This window comes from Flavobacterium sp. (assembly GCF_044357305.1).
Lineage (GTDB): Bacteria > Bacteroidota > Bacteroidia > Flavobacteriales > Flavobacteriaceae > Flavobacterium.
Genome location: NZ_JBIKPS010000038.1, coordinates 1 through 16,986 on the forward strand (window position 1 = coordinate 1; position 16,986 = coordinate 16,986).

The window sequence follows — 16,986 nt, forward strand, 5'->3', positions numbered from 1 at the left end:
CTCCTTGAATACCTTGTATTCCTATTGCGCCATCATTTCCGGCAATACCTTGAGCTCCTTGGTCTCCTTGAATACCTTGTATTCCTTGGTCACCTTGTTGTCCTTGGTCACCTTGTTGTCCTATTGCACCATCATTTCCGGCAATACCTTGTATTCCTTGGTCACCTTGTAGTCCTCTATCTCCTTGAATTCCTTGGTCACCTTGTTGTCCTTGGTCACCTTGTAGTCCTCTATCTCCTTGTAGTCCTCTATCTCCTTGAATTCCTTGGTCTCCTTGAATACCTTGTATTCCTTGGTCACCTTGTTGTCCTTGGTCACCTTGTTGTCCTATTGCGCCATCTGTTCCATCTGTTCCATCTGTTCCAGCAGCTCCTTGCAAACCAATTTCTCCTTGTATTCCTTGAATACCTTGAGGTCCTAATCCGCTTTTCCAAACAGAACCATCAAAATAATAAAACCCAGTGGTTGCATCAATTTGGTAAATTAATAATCCTGTAGCAGGATTAGCAATAGCATTTTTTTGAATAGCAGTCATCCTAGGGGCTAGTAACCCTTTGGTAGTTGAGCTAATATCTAATTGTGCCGAAGCATCCATATTAGCAGTTGACACTCCGATCCCAACTTGAGCGAAAACGCCAAGAGAGCTAAAGAACACAAAAAATAAAACAAGTTTTTTCATAAGAATAATTAATAAAATTTAGAAGGTAATTTGTTATTGGAATATTGGATTTTAATTTTTAAAGTGAACCTTTAGGTATAAATTAATTTATGCACTAAATAGAGAATTTAAATACAAATAGATTAAATCATTTAAGTATTCGGCAAATCTAATTCTAAAATTCCTACAAATATTTTATTCCTTTTTTTTTATATAAATTCCTTCTTTTTTATAACTAATATGATTTTTTAAAACTACATATAATGGATCAATTCAATAATCAAGTACTATGTTTACCTCATTTATATTTTTGATAAATGGTATTTAGTGTTGGTTCGTAAAAAAAATAGTTTGATTTTCAAAAACATTATATTGATGTTCATTGACATTTTGACTATTCCAAAAGCCTTAAAATAATTGACTTATTGGTGTTATATAAAATGAATATATATACGCTTAAAATTCGCAAAATTTGATAAATTGACAACTCCCTTTATAAAGGTTTTTAAATAAGAAAAGATTAATTAGCACTAATAGCTTTCCAATTATGTGTTTTACTACGTTTTTTAATTACTATTGAAATTTGTAGGATAATAGTCTATTTTAATGTTGCTTTTTACTCTTGTAACAAAATAAAAATTATAAGTATTGATAAGGTCCTTTAACAACTTTTGTGTGCTAAACTTTTGCAAATTAAAAAATGAATCAAGGATAGCACCAAAATTGCCTAATATAAAAAACAGTAAGGAAGTGAGAAATTGTTGTTTAGGAATTTCAATTTATTTTAAAGCTATTTCAAATACCATTTAGTAAATAAATCCAAATGCAGAAAATAAATAGTTTATACGGATTTACATTGTTATTTTATACTATTACATAAAGAAATATTCGCTTAGAAGTGCAATTAAGGGATGTATATTATTGGTTTGTCATTATACCAAATACTGTTAACCACAACAAAAAAACTTATATTATACTAAATACACAATATTAGATTACTACCGATTTCAATTTCGAATTCAGAAAGAATATACTTTAACATTGTTGTCCGATAAAACTAACTATTTGCTTTGTTAAGTCTTACAAATAGTACGAAATTTTAGACTCAACTTAATTTTTAATATATTCTCGCTAAGACACAAAGTCGCAAAGAACTCAGATATAAACTGCAACTTCGCGCCTTTGCGAGAAAAAACATATAATGTTTTTAGCAATAAATATTTTAATCGGACAATAATGATACTTTAAATAAAAAGTATGTATCCTAAACCTTCAGGTTTAAATGGGTAAACCCTAAAGAAAGATTGTGCAAAATGATTTGCAAATAATTCATTGGTTACTCTTTAATCAACTTTAAAGTATAAGTTGTTTCGTTTGTGATTTTTAATAAATATAAACCATTTGCTAAATCAGAAAAATCTTGGGTATCAATGTTTTTACCAGAATAAATTTGTTTTCCGTTAGTATCTGATAATTCATAAAATTCATTTCCAATGGTATTTGTCAATTGTAATTTTGTAGTAAAAGGATTAGAAAATAGTTTGATTGTATTGAATTCTTGCGCTACTTCTGGATTGGAAAGTGAAACTGGATTTCCTCTTACACAAATAACATAATTCGAATTCGTTTTTGTTTCAAAAGTAGTAATTCCAAATTGGGTATTCCAATACCATGCAGTTGTTAAATTGTTTGGATTTGGCAAGAGTGTAGTGGAAGACCAATAATTATGAACTCCAATGGTACTAAAAAAAGCAGTATTCACCGAAGGACTGGAAGTACTTTCCATGTTTAACGATTGTAATTCTTTGATGTTTGGAAGTCGCCAATCGGTTGCACTTGCTAAGGTTAAGCCTTCCGCATAAGTAATGGCTTGTTCCCAATTGAATAGATTAGCGTTAGGCATTTTTTGCCAAACCAATTGGGTTACGTTATCAATTATGGTACCATTGCCATTATCCGTAAAATGATTTGGTAAAATTGTTGGAGTAGTTATATCTCTAATGGCCCTAACATGATAACTTTTGGTTCCACCAGCACCGATAGTTTCTGCTTTGGGTTTGTTGCCAATTCCTCCGCCAGAGTTAGTGCACCATACTTTAGAAATATCGCCAACCTGAAACGTGTTTGTCCACCAATATTCGGCACCTGTAGATGGAAAATAAACTACATCCATTGCAGGGTTGTTTTTTTGTAAGTTCAGAATACTCATGGCTTCCATAGGGGTAGGTAGCCTCCAATCGGAAAAACCTCCTAAAACTAAATTATCACAATACAATGTTGCATTTTCTACAGTCATTTCCCCACCATCAGTTTGTTGCCACATTAATTTGGTAACATTATCGGTTATTGTACCATTTCCATTATTGGTAAACGAAGGCGCATTGATACTATAATCGTGGTCTTCGCCAAAGGTATTGGTATAACTAGTAGTTTGGCCAGTATCTGGCAGTAAAAGTATCGATTTGGTTACACTTTGCGCAAAGGATATAGTGGTTAGTAATAGAAATGCTATTTTTTTCATTGTTATTCAATGATTAATTTTTTTGAAATTTCAAATTCTGAGTAATGGAATTTTACAATATACAATCCAGAAGAAAAATTGGAAGTTGCAATTATATTTAAATAAGTATTGGAACTAAAAATCAATTCGCCAAATACATTAAATATCTGAATGCTCTGTAATTTATCTTTAATATATGGATTTATTTCTATTTCAAATTGACTTTTTGCCGGATTTGGATAAATATTAATATGATTATTATTTCCAAAAGTATCATTGTTGGATAAATTTGCTGCCACAGTTTTTCTCACAATTACTTCATTATCTAAAACTACATTTTTACTCCAAATAAATTGTGCATCATTTAAAACATCATCAAAAATATTCGCGAAATTAGTATAGGCAGGTTTATTGTCAACTCCAATAGTTGCATTAGTATATGTTGTTGCAGCTGGCCATAAAGTATCGTCAAAAGTAGCCAATGTCCAATTGGAAGGCCTTGGCCAATGTAAACCATAATAAGCGGTTCCAGAATTTGAATCGGCCGAACTACAAGCACTGGAATTTCTGATTGTGCCGCTTTCTGTCGGACAAGTTAAATTCATTATAGGAGCTGTATAAAATGTTTGTGCTTTCCAACTTGCATCTGTCTTTGCAATTATAGTGTTCGTTGCATCTTTAAAAACAGCTACCATTCCACCATCACCACAATGATAAGTAAATCCGCCATTGGTTTCGCATCCAACCCCTAATCGTTCTTCCCAATCTACTAATAACATCGAAATAATAAAAGGTCGATTGACTTTAAAACGAACAATATTAGAATTGAATTGCGTAAATGGTACATTGTCTTTACCTACAGCAATTCCGTTGATATACATTTCAAAATAATTATCGGCAAAAATATAGGCTGTTATTAATTCTCCACTAGCATCTATAGTAACAATATCGGAACCATTTAATGCTGCTAATGCCAAAGTTGAATTGGCATAAGTTGCTCCCGTACATTCGTTATATAAATTAGAGGCAAATGGAAATGTTGCGTTAGTATAATTAGTAACTGCAGGCAATGTCCAAACGGAATTATCGGAAGCTAAAATAGTTCCCACAGCGGCAATTCTTCCGCCTGTACAGTTATAAAGATTAGAAGTCGTGGTGGTTGCCAATCCTTGTGTGACCGATGCGGTTCCTGTATATTGTCCAATCGAAAATAAAGGACAATATAATAAGTAAAGGAATTTTCTCATAAAAATTGGATAGTAATTTAATTAGGGAAATTATTTAACTAAAACTTTTTTGGTTACTATATAATTAGGAAATTGCACTTTTACCAAATAGGATCCTATTGAAAGATTCTTAATATCAATATTCTCTTTGTAATGCGTTGTTTTTAATATTAATTCGCCTCTTATACTATAAATCGAAATAGACTGTATATCACTTTCTAAAACCCCGTTGCTGACTTGTATATTCAAAATATCGTTGGCTGGATTGGGATAAATGGAGATATTTTTATCGTATAATGCAAAATTAGTAAACCCTAAACCAGGAACAGTACATAGTGAGGGACCATTATAACTAGTTGTGGTTGTTCCGGTTGGCGTTACGTATTGAAACGTATACACTCCTGCTGTAGTAGCGGTGTAATTTGTTGCATATCCTGAAACGCCATTCAAACTATAGGAAGTATTATATCCATTATTGGCATTAGCAACACAGGATGTAATTAATGCTCCAGACAATGGCACCCAATTTTCATTTCTTATCGCGTTGCCTTGGGGTTGTGGTACAATTTGCAAATTGGCATCTTCGGTAACGACTCCCACCATATTTCCAATCATATAAGGAGCAGTTGTTGTACCGTGATAGTGATAAACACCATTAGTTCCATAATGTCCATGGTTGCCATCTAGTGTTGTCATTGGCATTCCGTTAGGTTCCAAACTACCGTAAACTGCATATCCATCAAGCCCAAAAGCAATGGGAAGTGTTGCAGAAGCTTGACCTAGTGTTATCAAATGCAAAGGAGCAGTGTGATAATGATAATCATCCCCTCTACCACAATGTCCGCCATAAGTATCAAGTTGTCCATCCAAAAAACTATCAACACCTGTATTGGTATGATAATTAAAAATGGGAACACCATTAATAGCCATAGCAACAGCGCCTTTCAAGAAATGAGAACCCGAAACTGGAATAGGAGTTGCAGCTAAAATAGGATTTAATGGAATGGTCCAATGACTATCATTAATATAACATTTTGATGTTGGCACTTGTTGTTGCCAACCATGATTTGAAATACCCACCATCATTACATGGTTTGGAATTCCAGTTGAATTTACATAGAAATAATTGGCATCATACGTGGTGCTAACTGTGGATGAAAATTGTGCAAATGCAGAAGTTAAAAAAGCAGGATCTGTTGTAGAAAGTGCTTTTTTAGTAAAACTATACAACGTCATTAGTACTCCAAGAAAAAAAACAGGATATAAGTATATTATTTTTTTTTTGTCAGAAAACTTAAAAAGCATATAGCCAAAAGAAACTAAAGCAAAGAAGATTATCCAAAATTTGTAATTGAAAACACTCAGGATTCCAACTGTTTTTTGTGGCTCAATAGTATTAATATTCTTGACCCATTCCTCCTTTTTCAATACATATGCCTGATCCTCTTTTGAAAAATCTGTCAATGGATATTTTGAAATTTTATTATCAGCATCCTCAATAAAAACAGTACCATTTTTATATAGCATAAAAGTACCGTCAATAAATTGATGTTTCTTTTGAATAGACCAATGTCTTAAACCGATATTATCATAGTTGACAGTGTGCGAAAACCCAAAATGGGTCAATAAGAAAAGTAAGATAACTAATAGTTTTTTCATTTTACTTGGGTTTAATTTATTGGTTAGTAAGTCTTATTGCATCTTATCATATACACCACGATAAAAAATCCTACATCCAACTGATTTGGTATACGGGTTTGATACTTCTTTATTCAACAACAACTCATCAGTTGCTTTTTCAAGATAATTATTAGTTTTGTTGGGATCTAGTGCGCTGTCATCTATTGAACCTTCATATTTTACAATCCATTGCCCTGAGTAATCTTTCATAATAACAAAAGATTGAGGTGTATAAGTAGCACCAAATTGTTTGGCTACTTTTTGTGATTTGTCTTGTAAATAGGGAAAATTTAGTTGTTCTTTTTTTACCTTTTTTTGCATTAAAGTAAAATTTTCTTCTTTATAAGCTACTGTATCCATTGAATTTATGGCTATTAAATAAATTCCTTTGGATGCGTATTTCAAATTCAAATTATTTAATCTTTTGGAGTATAATTTTGCCATTGGACATTTATTACATATAAAAACTACTATAAAACCTTTAGCATCTTTATAATCAGACAAAGAAATTTTTTGGTTATCTGTAGATTTTAAACTGAAATTTTTAATTTTTTTTTCTACAGATAAATAGGAATTTAAAGAAAAGCTAGAAATAAAAAACCCTAAAACTATAAGAATAAAACATGTTTTTAAAATTTTCATAATTTATTTTTTTATGAATTTTTTAGTGGTAATGCTTTTTGTTTTATCATCAGTTAGTTTTAATAAATACGTTCCTGATGCTAATGAAGAGATATCGATACCGTTTTGCCATTCTGGTTTAGGTAACATCATAGCAACTCGACCTTCTAAAGTTATTATTTTAATATAATAAATTTCAGTTTCGGGAGCCTCTAGTTCAATATATAATTTTTCAGTTGCTGGATTGGGATATAAACTAAATAAAATGGACGAATTATTTTCATTTGTGCTAAGTCCATTACTAACAATAAACTGCCCCATCATTCCTTCGTCTTCATGTGTTAATGCATGGCAATGGTACATGTATGGCCAAGTTGAATCTGAATAATCATCAAATTTTGCAACAAAAGTTGCAGTTCCACCAATTGGCAACCAAACAGAATCTTTCCAACCTTGCTCATAAGTACGTAAAGTTGTTCCCATATTACCGCCCGAACGAGAAATAATTTTAAAAAAAACATCGTGCAAATGAAAAGTATGACCAAAAATATTATTATTTACAATGGTCCATTGTTCTACAGCGTTTAAACCAACAATTTTAGGTGTCATTGTTGTACTGTAGAGTAATCCATCTAAGGTAAATGCGGTTCCACCGTTTCCGCCTCCAATACTTATGGTTCTTGTACTTGTCGCATTTGCCTCAGTCCAATAGGTATTATTAACTAAAGAGGTAGGAATAGAAGTTATTGGTGCTGTTTCTGTAGTAGTTGGAGCAATTTTAACGTTCAGTAGATTATAAGTAATATTATTTAACAAACCTCCATTTACTGGGCCATGACCTCCAGTTGGTGTACTTGCGTTTCCTTCTAATCCTGGCCATCCAAAACTATTCTGACCGGGAGTTAATGCAGTTATTTCTGCGGTTGTATTATAAGCTTTCAGAAATAAAGTTTCAGAACCAACGGAATCTGCACTTAAGTTTACCATAATCTCATAACGTTCTCCTGTTTGAACTGCCATTCTAGTTACAGCAACTGGTGCGTTTAATAATCCGCCATCGTTACCTATTACATAAAAAGTTCTATTATCACTAAAACCAATATTTAATCCTCGTTGTACTTCTGCATTCAAAATTCTAAAACGAACCCATTGTTTTGGCAAAGTGGCTTGGGGGTTTAATGTTCCGTTGATCATAGAATAATCACCATAATTATCAATTAATTGAAATGCCATTTCATTTGTCGTTGCTAAAAATCGACGACTAGAAATTGCTAAAGGAATATCATCTACTCCATACGTACGTGGAATTGCTAATGCCGATTCTTCAGCATCTTTTACAATTATAAATCCTCCAACACCTTTTGTAACTTGCTCTTGTGTAGTTTCGTGCAAATGTGGATGATACCATAATGTAGTTGCTTGGTTTTTGATTGTCCAATAGGGCTGCCAAAGTGCTCCTGCTGGAATTATTTGATGTGGTCCGCCATCCATAATTGCTGGTAAGTGCATACCATGCCAATGAATTGTGGTAGGTTCATTCAAATTATTGGTAACATCCATGTGCACAATATCGTCTTTATTGACAAAAATTGTTGGACCCCAAAAGTTATTTGTAATATTAGCTTCTGAATTTATTGCTCCTGTTACCGTTGCTTGTCCTGTTCTAAATTGCTTTACATTGTCATCTATATTTAAAGTAAATGTTTTTCCATCAGTACCTGTAACTCCATAATAAGCTTCTGGAATATTTAGCACTGTGTACTGACAAAAACCAATGTTTGCATTTAACAACATAGATAATCCAATAATTTTGGTTATTTTTTTCATTTTATATATTTTGATGTTTTTATTTAATGTTTTTACATTATTGATGATATTTTTTTATTTATTTATACCCATTTTTTTACATACAATTACGCTACAACAATAATAATTACTTAATCTTTAATGCAGCGCACTGCAAAACCTTGACCACGAGCAGAGGTGGATGATTGAACAATAGAGGAAATACTATATTTATTACCACTTGTACCGCTAAATTCGCTTGCCCAATAGTAACCTGTGTTGTTTGTAGTAGTAAAAACTCCATCTCCTGAGTTACGGTAATTTGTAGTCGTAAATTTAAATATAGAATTATATGCAGTTGCAGTGGTTAAAATAGAAGCTGCTGTCATTTCTGCTCCTAACTCTGCAGTTGTCGGTACTCTATAGCCTGTAGGGCATGGGTTATTTGTACCATCAACTCCTTGCCATAAGCTATAGTCAGTTAGATTTAGCCAGTTGGCATTCTTGATAAAAGCACCATTGGTTGTGGTTGATGTGGTGCTTACAGCAGTAATAGGAATAGTTACTGCTGGTCCTAAGATTACGTTAGTAAATGACCAATTCGTTAATTCATGACCATCAGTATTTCGTCCCCATTGAATTAAACTACCAAAGGCTTTGTAGTCTGTTGCTGAAGTTGCCTGTTGTGCAGGACTAAATACCGATTTATAAACATTACTATAATCTGCTCCAAGGTTGTTGTTGAGCCATGTTCTGCCTGTTGCGGATCGAATAGGCGTATAAAACATACTATGCGAAGTAGCAGTAGCAGCAGTAGTACTAATACTCCTATCGGGAATAGCAGCAATAGCACGTAATTCAAAAGGAGTTGTAATACCAACTACACTAGTAGGAATCGAAAACGTTCCCAATAAATATCCCAAATTATTGAAACCAATTCCAGTTTGTATATCAAGTTGTTTAAAATTAATTATGCTATTATCTGCTGGAATTAATTTAGCGCTGATAGTACCCGAACTAAAATCCGAAAAAGTAGCTTGAGCAATGATAAGTTTAACTTGTCTATCCACTAATCCCTCTTTTGTTGCAGCAGCGGGTATGGTAATTGTTTCTGTAAAGGCAGGTACAATAGTACCGTAGCCATTTGATTCATAGGGAATTTTAATTGTTATACCTAATTCTGGAAGTGACCCTTGAATATTGAGGGGCAAGAGTTCATTGGTCGCTGTACCTGTAGTAGCAGCTACTGATGCTGACAATGTGGCAACACTTGAAGGAATAGTATAGGGCAAATAATCCACATCATAAACAGAAGTAATAAAATAGGGCGTAGGAAAAAGCACTATATTTGGATACATATAGTAGGTAATTCTATCAAACGTACAGCCGGGATTAGAATTTAATGTATAAGTGAAATTTCCTGCTACAATAGGTGAACCATAACCAATAAGAGTAATTTCTTGTGAACCTGTAGTAGTAAATGTTCCCGAAAGTTGAAAATACATTCCATTTACGATATTGGTTAAAAAATTATAGGTACCAACAGCGGTAACAACTACAGTTACTTTTTGCACAACTCCGTCTAGGCCTTGCGATAAACTTATTGTACCATTATATACTGGATCAGAATCACAATCAATTGAAAAAATCACAGCAGTCCCGTTAGATGTTTGGTTTAAACCACCACTTAAACAACCTGACCAGAAGCCGTTATTATAACTCTTTACACATTTTGTAGAAATATCATACACCATAAGGCCGTTTTCAGGTGATAGTATTGCACTAGTAGTGGCAACACGCGGCAGTACCAAACCCTTGGTTGTACTTTGTAACTCTAGTACTGCATTTGCATCGATGGTAGTGGGAGCATCTCCTATTTTTAGCGATTGCTGGCCAAATACAAAACTAGTTAACAATAACATCACTATATTTATTTGTATTTGAAAGAATATTTTTTTCATTTTTTTTAAAATTTTGATAAATAATTAATCTTTGATGCAACGGACAGAAACGCCAGTAGCCCGACTTGAACCAGCTATTTTAGCTTCGGTACTATAAATAAATAGCTGGGAAATATTATTTATGGAATTGATGGTACTTGACATATAATATCCCGAACGAGTTCCTAAAAGATTGCCTGTAATTAAGTAAAGCCCATCTGTGTCATTTCTATAACCTGGTGCAGGAAATTTTTGTACAGAATTGCTATATGCCGTGGCTGTATTTGTAATGCTGTAGGCTGTTACTTCAGCTAATAACTCTGTACTTGTAGGAATTCTATAACCTGTAGGACAAGGGTTGTTTATACCTGATTCACCTTGCCATAATGAATCGTTCTTTGGCGAAATCCAGTCTAAGTTGTTTGAGTAATTTAGCAAATAAATAAATTTAGCATGATTAGGCGAATAATTTCCCAAACTACTAAAAGTTGTAGTGGTTTGACTCAATGTTCCTGTTGTGCTAGACGTTGTGTTGGCGGCAGTCCATGGAATCAATTCATGACCATCCGTATTACGCCCCCATTGAATTAAACTACCAAATGCTTTGTAATCATAAAAATTAGTGGCTTGTGTTAAAGGGCTAAAAGCAACATTTGCAGTATTACTGTAATGAGCACCAAGATTGTTATTAAGCCATACCTTACCAGTAATAGAACGCACAGGCGCATAAAACATAACATGGTTGGTAATGGCGTTAATATTTCGGTCGGGGATTAAAGCAATATCACGTAAATCAAAAGTAGTGGTACTACCAGAACTATTAGTTACATAAGTGAACTGCCCAAATAAAACCCCTAAATTATCAGATCCAATTCCAGTTTGAATATCGAGTTTTTTTAAATTCAAAGTGCCATCTACTGCTTTTAAAGTGGCGCTAATAGTTCCGCTTCCGGCAGATAAAGAAGTAGCACTATAGGAAAGTGTTAAAGATCTACTAGTGTTATCGTTTGTATAACCTGCACCAATACTAATAGTTTGTGTAAATGCTGGCAAGGCTACCGAACTAGTGGCAGTATAGGGTATTTTAATTGTCACCCCAGTTGTAGAAATTGAACCTAAAATGTCAAGGGTGGTTATTTCATTAGTTCCATTGGCCGCTTGTGGCGTTGTTAAAGTTGCCACTCCAGTTGGAGCAGTATAAGGCAAATAATCTTGATCATAAACCGACGCAAAAAAATAGGGCGAAATTGCACTAAGAGTAACACCGGCTGGTAATGCTTCTATTATTGTTCTACTAAAACTACAACTAGATGTTGTGTTTAAATCAAAGGTACTAGTTCCTGCAGCTGTAGGGGTGCCGCTAGCGGTGAGTAAGAGTGAAGCAGTTCCTGCGATTAAAGTTCCCGAACCCGAAAAAGTAATACCATTCACCGTACTTGTAGCAATAGCATAAGTACCAGGGGTGGTTACACTAATAATAATGGTTTGCGTTACACCAGAAGCCGAATTATTAGTAGCCAGAGTTCCCGCTCCTGAGGCACATCCAGTAATAGTAATTACCGCCGATCCGTTGGAAGTAGGATTTACAGCAACTACTCTAACAAAACTACAAGTAGGTGTAGTGTTTAAATCATATGTAAGAGTATTATAAACTGCTACAGGCGTTCCTGTTGCTGCTAGCAAAATGGTTTGTAGACCCGTAGTAGTAAAAGTACCTGAGGCAGAAAATGTTACACCATTAGAAATCGAATTAATAGAATAAGTTCCAATACTAGACACATTAACTTGGAGGGTTTGTGAAACGTCCACCACTGAATTTCCTGCTGTCATAGTTCCTAATGAACTATAACTACAGTTAGAATAGGTGTATACTGCAGTTCCATTAGTAGAAGGATCTATAATTGTTTTGGTAAAACTACAACCAGTAGTGGTATTTGGAGTGAAGCTATGAGTTCCGGAAGCGGTTGGAGTTCCAGAAGCTAAAAGGGTTATTGTTTGTGAACCAGTAGCCGTAAAAGTACCCGAAGCGGCATAAATAACCCCATTAACTGTATTGGTCACAATAGAATAGGTTCCTACAGTTCCTACAGTAACTGTAATACTTTGTTGTACTGTGCCTGTAGCATCAGTACCTACTGTTAAAGAACCAGTACTAGAACCCAAAGTGCAGGAAGTAATAACCGCTGTACCATTTGAAGTTCCGTTAGCACCATTACTAAAACAGATGGACCAAACGCCATTTTCATAAGCACGGATACAATTAGAATCGGTATCATAAACCATCGTACCATCAATAGGATTGCTCATCGCAGTAATAGCAGTATTAGAAAGTCTAGGTAATAAAAGTCCTTTTGTAGTGCTTTCAAGTTCTAAAACAGCACAGGAATTAATGCTAGTAGGATTATTGCCTACTTTTAGGTTTAATTGGCCGAAAACCAAGCTTGAAATTAGTAGTACTACTACTATTATAATTTTTTTAAACTGCATTTTTTTATATTTATTATTATTCAATACTAAAAAGATTAGATTTTGATGCAGCGTATGGATTTACCTCTCGCCCGACCTAAACTTGTTTTATACGCCGTGATTGCACTACTACTGAATTCAAGAACATTATCAGTATAAAATAAACCAAACGAAATGGTTGTTGTGGACCAATATAATCCTAAACTTCCTATTGAGGCTAGAGCAGCAGTGGTATCATATCTAGTTCCTGCCATAATAAATTTAAGAGTTGAACTATAAGCAGTTGAACTATTCGTTATCCCTTTATTTGTTATTAAGGTATTATATTCTGCCGAAGTAGGTACTCTATATCCAGACGGACATGGGTTGTTAATTAAATTAGTAGGTTGCCATAAATTGGAATTTTGTGTAATCAACCAATCATACGATCCCCCTGTTTTCATAATAAAAAGTGAATTTCCGGGTGATGCCAATGATGCCAAAGTTGAAGTTGCACCATTTGCAGGTGTACCACCTGTACCGCTTGTCCAATTGATACTTGCATGGCCATCATTCCCTCTTCCCCATTGGTATAAACACCCATAGGCATAAAAATCAGTAGCGGAAGTGGCCGCACGGCTCGCTCCAAGATTTCGATCCATCCATATTTTTCCAGAAATAGCATCGGTAATTTCAACTACCTCTGTAGGTGTAGTACCATCACAAATAGCATAAGGTGTTACAACAGAAACTGTAGTACTACAACTTGGGTTAGTGTTTAATGCAAAAGTAGTAGTACTAGCTGATATTGGAGTTCCAGTGGAAGTAAGTGTTATGGTATTGTTGCCAGTAGTAAAAGTGCCCGAGCCTGAAAAAGTAACCCCATTAGCAGTAGCCGTGATAGCATAAGTACCTGCAGTGGTGACTGATGCTGTAATTGTTAGTGTTGCTGAAGAAGCAGCTCCTTTAATGATATTCCCCGATGGTGTAGAACAAGAATAACTACTCACAACAGCAGTACCATTAGAGGATTCATTTGCACCACCTGCGTTTAAACAAGAAGACCAAACCCCATTTTGATACACCCTAGTACAACCTGCTGCAGTGTCATAAATTAATAGGCCATAAGGTATCGTCGTACCGCCGTTAGATACTGAAGTTCTAGCCAACCTTGGCAACAATAATCCCTTGGAAGTACTTTCCAATTCAAGAACCGCACTTGCAGAATTCATAATTGTGGGGTTTGATCCTACTTTTAATCGTACTTGAGAAAATACAATTTGGGTAACTAAAAGCAGTAGAAAAAGTAGTTTAAGAGTTAATTTTATCATGTCTTTTTTCTTAAATTTATTTATTTTGAGAGCATTCACCAAATTTTAGTAATGGGCGACTCTACATTTCTTGGTGTTATTGATTCGTTTTTTGTGTAACTGTAGGGTCTTGAATTTCTATCCAAGCTTGTATTTGTTTTTCAGAAACTGGTTTGAGTACTATGGTGTTTTTTGCACCTAGCAAATACATCGTTGGCGAACCAAACACACAATAATCAAGTGCCGCTTTGGATTCCCATCCTTTTAATTCACAACTGGATAACCAAGGGAAATCTTTTACAAAAGCATTGAATTTATCTTTTTCTGTGTCCAGCGAAACAAAAACAATATCCATATTGTATTTGGTTTTCCAATCTTGATAATAAGGTATTAATTTGGGTAAATCTTCTTGGCATTTGCTACACCAACTCGCACCAAAAACAACTAACTTATATTTAGAAGAAATAGCTGATAATTTTTCTAATGGCTTTGTAGCATTTTCAAAAATAATCTCAGGTGCCATTTTACCTTTAGCCATCTTGCGATATTGTTCAAACAACGCTTCATGCTTAGCATCCATGACACAATTTTGTGTATTGAGCATCGTTAAGGCTAGATGTTCTGCATTGGCAAACAAACTTCTTTTTTCAAAAAGGCGAAACAAATATTCGGCAACATCTTGTTTTAGTATTGGGTTTTTATCTAGCGAAAGTAAGATTTTTTCAACACTAGTAGTAACGTGTTTGGAAACTATATTTAAATCGCCATACGTTTCCAACATAACAAAATAACTCTCAAACAGTTCTTTGTACAAACCCGATTGCAAAAGTCGGGTGTCATTAAAATCTAAAGCATTGAATTGCTTTTCGTTTTCTGGTAAACGTTCTCTAAATCGTTCTGAAGTTAAAGGAATATCTTGCAATAACTTTCGTATTGTTAAGTAGTAAACTACATACGATTGCTTGGGTAAAGTCGCTAAAAAATTAGGAAATGCTTTTTCTTTTAAACCAATTTCATTGTTAATCCAATCGACTTTTATCTTGTAAGAATTTTGAAATTCACTTTCACTTTCATAAATAGGTTTTAAATATTTTAATCCTAACAACGCCCCATCGGATTGTTGCGCTATATTAATCCCCTTTAAAAAAGCATTATTTTCGGTTGAATTTATAAATTTAAGAGATTTGAAATCTTCCAGATTATCCCATTGTATTTCAAAATTTTCCTGATTCAAAAGTACGATAACACTTTTGGAGTCTCTAATTTCTAATAAGGCAGCACCAGTATAGTTGGAATAATCCAAACTAAAAACACCTTTTTCATCTGCAGTGGCTGAAGCAAGAACAGCTCCATCAGCAAAAGAAAATGCTTTTAATCGAACTTCTTTAATAGCAGCTTGAGGTACAATTGCTTTCATTGAAAAGCGTAACTGTGCCATGGAAATATTACCTATTAAAATAAAAACAATCCCTAATTTTATATGTTTAATCATTTCTCATTTTTTTTAAACTGTAAAAAAATAAATATTTACGGTTTTTCTTGCTCTAAAAATTTACTTATTAATCAATAACATACCAACTTGTTCCATTAGATTGAATTCGAATCGTTTTCGGGAAATTAAGTGTAGAAAATGTAGTTGTGAGTGTATAATATAATAGTTGATCTCCACCTGTTGTAGTGAAATTCAAAGCAATGGCAGATTCATCGATTTTTCTTATTACATATATTCTGCCTGTACATGAAGAAGCATCAGGTAAAGTTAATGTAAAAGTACCACCAGCTGTATTACATAAAATGGTATAATCCGAAGTAGTAGCGGTGTAGGCAGCTGTTTTTGTGGTTATTGCATTGGTAGCAATTGCAGAAGCTACAAAAGCAGTTGTAGCTAATTGAGTAGTATTAGTACCTGAAGTTGCTGTTGGGGCTGTTGGAGTTCCAGTAAATGCTGGCGATTCTGACAAAACAACACTACCGAGACCTGTTGAAATTGTAACTCCTGTTCCTCCTTTGGCTACGGGTAATATTCCTGTAACGTTAGCTGCGGGTAAACTGGTTAATCCTGAACCACTTCCAGTAAAACTCGTTGCTGCAACATTTCCTGAAATAGTTGTATTTCCATTTTTTAATACCACCATTGCATTTCTCCTATCAGATTCGCTAGAACCGTTTCCAATAGTAAAGAGACGTTCAGTAGAATCATAAATAAATGAAGTTGATTGTGATGCAGAACTATTGAAAATACCAATAGTAGTTTCTGCAAACGAAGGAGCAGTTGTATTATAACCCATAGCGGTTGAAAAATCAGCACTTGCGGACGTATTAGAACCCAAAGCAGATGAATAATCACCTGTTGCTTGGGATAATTGACCAGATGCGAAAGAACCATATCCACTTGCTTTTGTATCTATTCCAAAAGCCGTGGAATGACTTCCAATATTAGCATCATTCCAAAAAATAGCTGTAACACTACCCGCTCTAAACGCTGCCTTTTTAGAATACCACATCATTCGGGTACCAGCACCAATTGAAGACGATGCGCCAGAGCCATATACACCAGTAGCGGTAATGCCGTCAGATGCATTTACTGTTAGTCCTCCTGTTAATGTGCCACCTGCTAAAGGCAAATAACTTCCTAAAGAAGTCGTAAGACTTGACGGAGAAACATAATCTGTTCCTGCAACTGCAATACTAGGCACCCCGGTTGAAGTCGTATTTTTTAATAATCCTGATGATAATCCTGCTAAAGAAGTTCCATTTAGTTTTCCTACAGTGGTAGCTCCTTGAGTTCCTGTTACATCTCCAGATAAACTACCTGAAAATG

9 protein-coding genes and 2 pseudogenes are annotated in these 16,986 nt (G+C 34.4%); all 11 read right to left on the reverse strand.

Annotated features, from left to right (window positions below):
* Positions 1-679 (reverse strand): annotated as a pseudogene (locus ACIQ2J_RS14250) (hypothetical protein); the annotation flags it as partial.
* Between the two features lie 1,315 nt (positions 680-1,994).
* A complete protein-coding gene (locus ACIQ2J_RS14255) occupies positions 1,995-3,179 on the reverse strand; it encodes a DUF1566 domain-containing protein (protein WP_396171054.1) in 1,185 nt (394 codons plus the stop codon).
* Between the two features lie 2 nt (positions 3,180-3,181).
* Positions 3,182-4,405, reverse strand: coding sequence for a T9SS type A sorting domain-containing protein (locus ACIQ2J_RS14260; RefSeq protein WP_396171056.1), 1,224 nt, complete (start codon positions 4,403-4,405; stop codon positions 3,182-3,184).
* Positions 4,406-4,435: 30 nt separating this feature from the next.
* The gene (locus tag ACIQ2J_RS14265; protein WP_396171058.1) at positions 4,436-6,043 is read right to left on the reverse strand and encodes a T9SS type A sorting domain-containing protein; all 1,608 of its coding nucleotides are present in this window, start codon (positions 6,041-6,043) and stop codon (positions 4,436-4,438) included.
* A 33-nt stretch (positions 6,044-6,076) separates the two neighbouring features.
* Complete coding sequence (locus tag ACIQ2J_RS14270; RefSeq protein ID WP_396171060.1) at positions 6,077-6,706, reverse strand: thioredoxin family protein; 630 nt, start codon at positions 6,704-6,706, stop codon at positions 6,077-6,079.
* 3 nt (positions 6,707-6,709) lie between these two features.
* A complete protein-coding gene (locus ACIQ2J_RS14275; RefSeq protein ID WP_396171062.1) occupies positions 6,710-8,512 on the reverse strand; it encodes a multicopper oxidase domain-containing protein in 1,803 nt (600 codons plus the stop codon).
* A gap of 110 nt (positions 8,513-8,622) precedes the next feature.
* The gene (locus ACIQ2J_RS14280; RefSeq protein ID WP_396171064.1) at positions 8,623-10,431 is read right to left on the reverse strand and encodes a hypothetical protein; all 1,809 of its coding nucleotides are present in this window, start codon (positions 10,429-10,431) and stop codon (positions 8,623-8,625) included.
* 24 nt (positions 10,432-10,455) lie between these two features.
* Positions 10,456-12,897, reverse strand: a complete 2,442-nt coding sequence (locus ACIQ2J_RS14285) for a hypothetical protein (RefSeq protein ID WP_396171066.1) — start codon at positions 12,895-12,897, stop codon at positions 10,456-10,458.
* A 35-nt stretch (positions 12,898-12,932) separates the two neighbouring features.
* A complete protein-coding gene (locus ACIQ2J_RS14290) occupies positions 12,933-14,186 on the reverse strand; it encodes a hypothetical protein (protein WP_396171068.1) in 1,254 nt (417 codons plus the stop codon).
* A gap of 76 nt (positions 14,187-14,262) precedes the next feature.
* Entirely contained in the window at positions 14,263-15,657 is a 1,395-nt protein-coding gene (locus ACIQ2J_RS14295) for a TlpA family protein disulfide reductase (RefSeq protein WP_396171070.1), read from the reverse strand.
* Positions 15,658-15,724: 67 nt separating this feature from the next.
* A pseudogene (locus ACIQ2J_RS14300) lies at positions 15,725-16,986 on the reverse strand (hypothetical protein); the annotation flags it as partial.

Excerpts from the sequence above, each read along its gene's own strand:
- ACIQ2J_RS14255 (WP_396171054.1), bottom strand. The coding sequence starts at position 3,179 with ATGAAAAAAATAGCATTTCTATTACTAACCACTATATCCTTTGCGCAA.
- ACIQ2J_RS14260 (WP_396171056.1), bottom strand. The coding sequence starts at position 4,405 with ATGAGAAAATTCCTTTACTTATTATATTGTCCTTTATTTTCGATTGGA.
- ACIQ2J_RS14265 (WP_396171058.1), bottom strand. The coding sequence starts at position 6,043 with ATGAAAAAACTATTAGTTATCTTACTTTTCTTATTGACCCATTTTGGG.
- ACIQ2J_RS14270 (WP_396171060.1), bottom strand. The coding sequence starts at position 6,706 with ATGAAAATTTTAAAAACATGTTTTATTCTTATAGTTTTAGGGTTTTTT.
- ACIQ2J_RS14275 (WP_396171062.1), bottom strand. The coding sequence starts at position 8,512 with ATGAAAAAAATAACCAAAATTATTGGATTATCTATGTTGTTAAATGCA.
- ACIQ2J_RS14280 (WP_396171064.1), bottom strand. The coding sequence starts at position 10,431 with ATGAAAAAAATATTCTTTCAAATACAAATAAATATAGTGATGTTATTG.
- ACIQ2J_RS14285 (WP_396171066.1), bottom strand. The coding sequence starts at position 12,897 with ATGCAGTTTAAAAAAATTATAATAGTAGTAGTACTACTAATTTCAAGC.
- ACIQ2J_RS14290 (WP_396171068.1), bottom strand. The coding sequence starts at position 14,186 with ATGATAAAATTAACTCTTAAACTACTTTTTCTACTGCTTTTAGTTACC.
- ACIQ2J_RS14295 (WP_396171070.1), bottom strand. The coding sequence starts at position 15,657 with ATGATTAAACATATAAAATTAGGGATTGTTTTTATTTTAATAGGTAAT.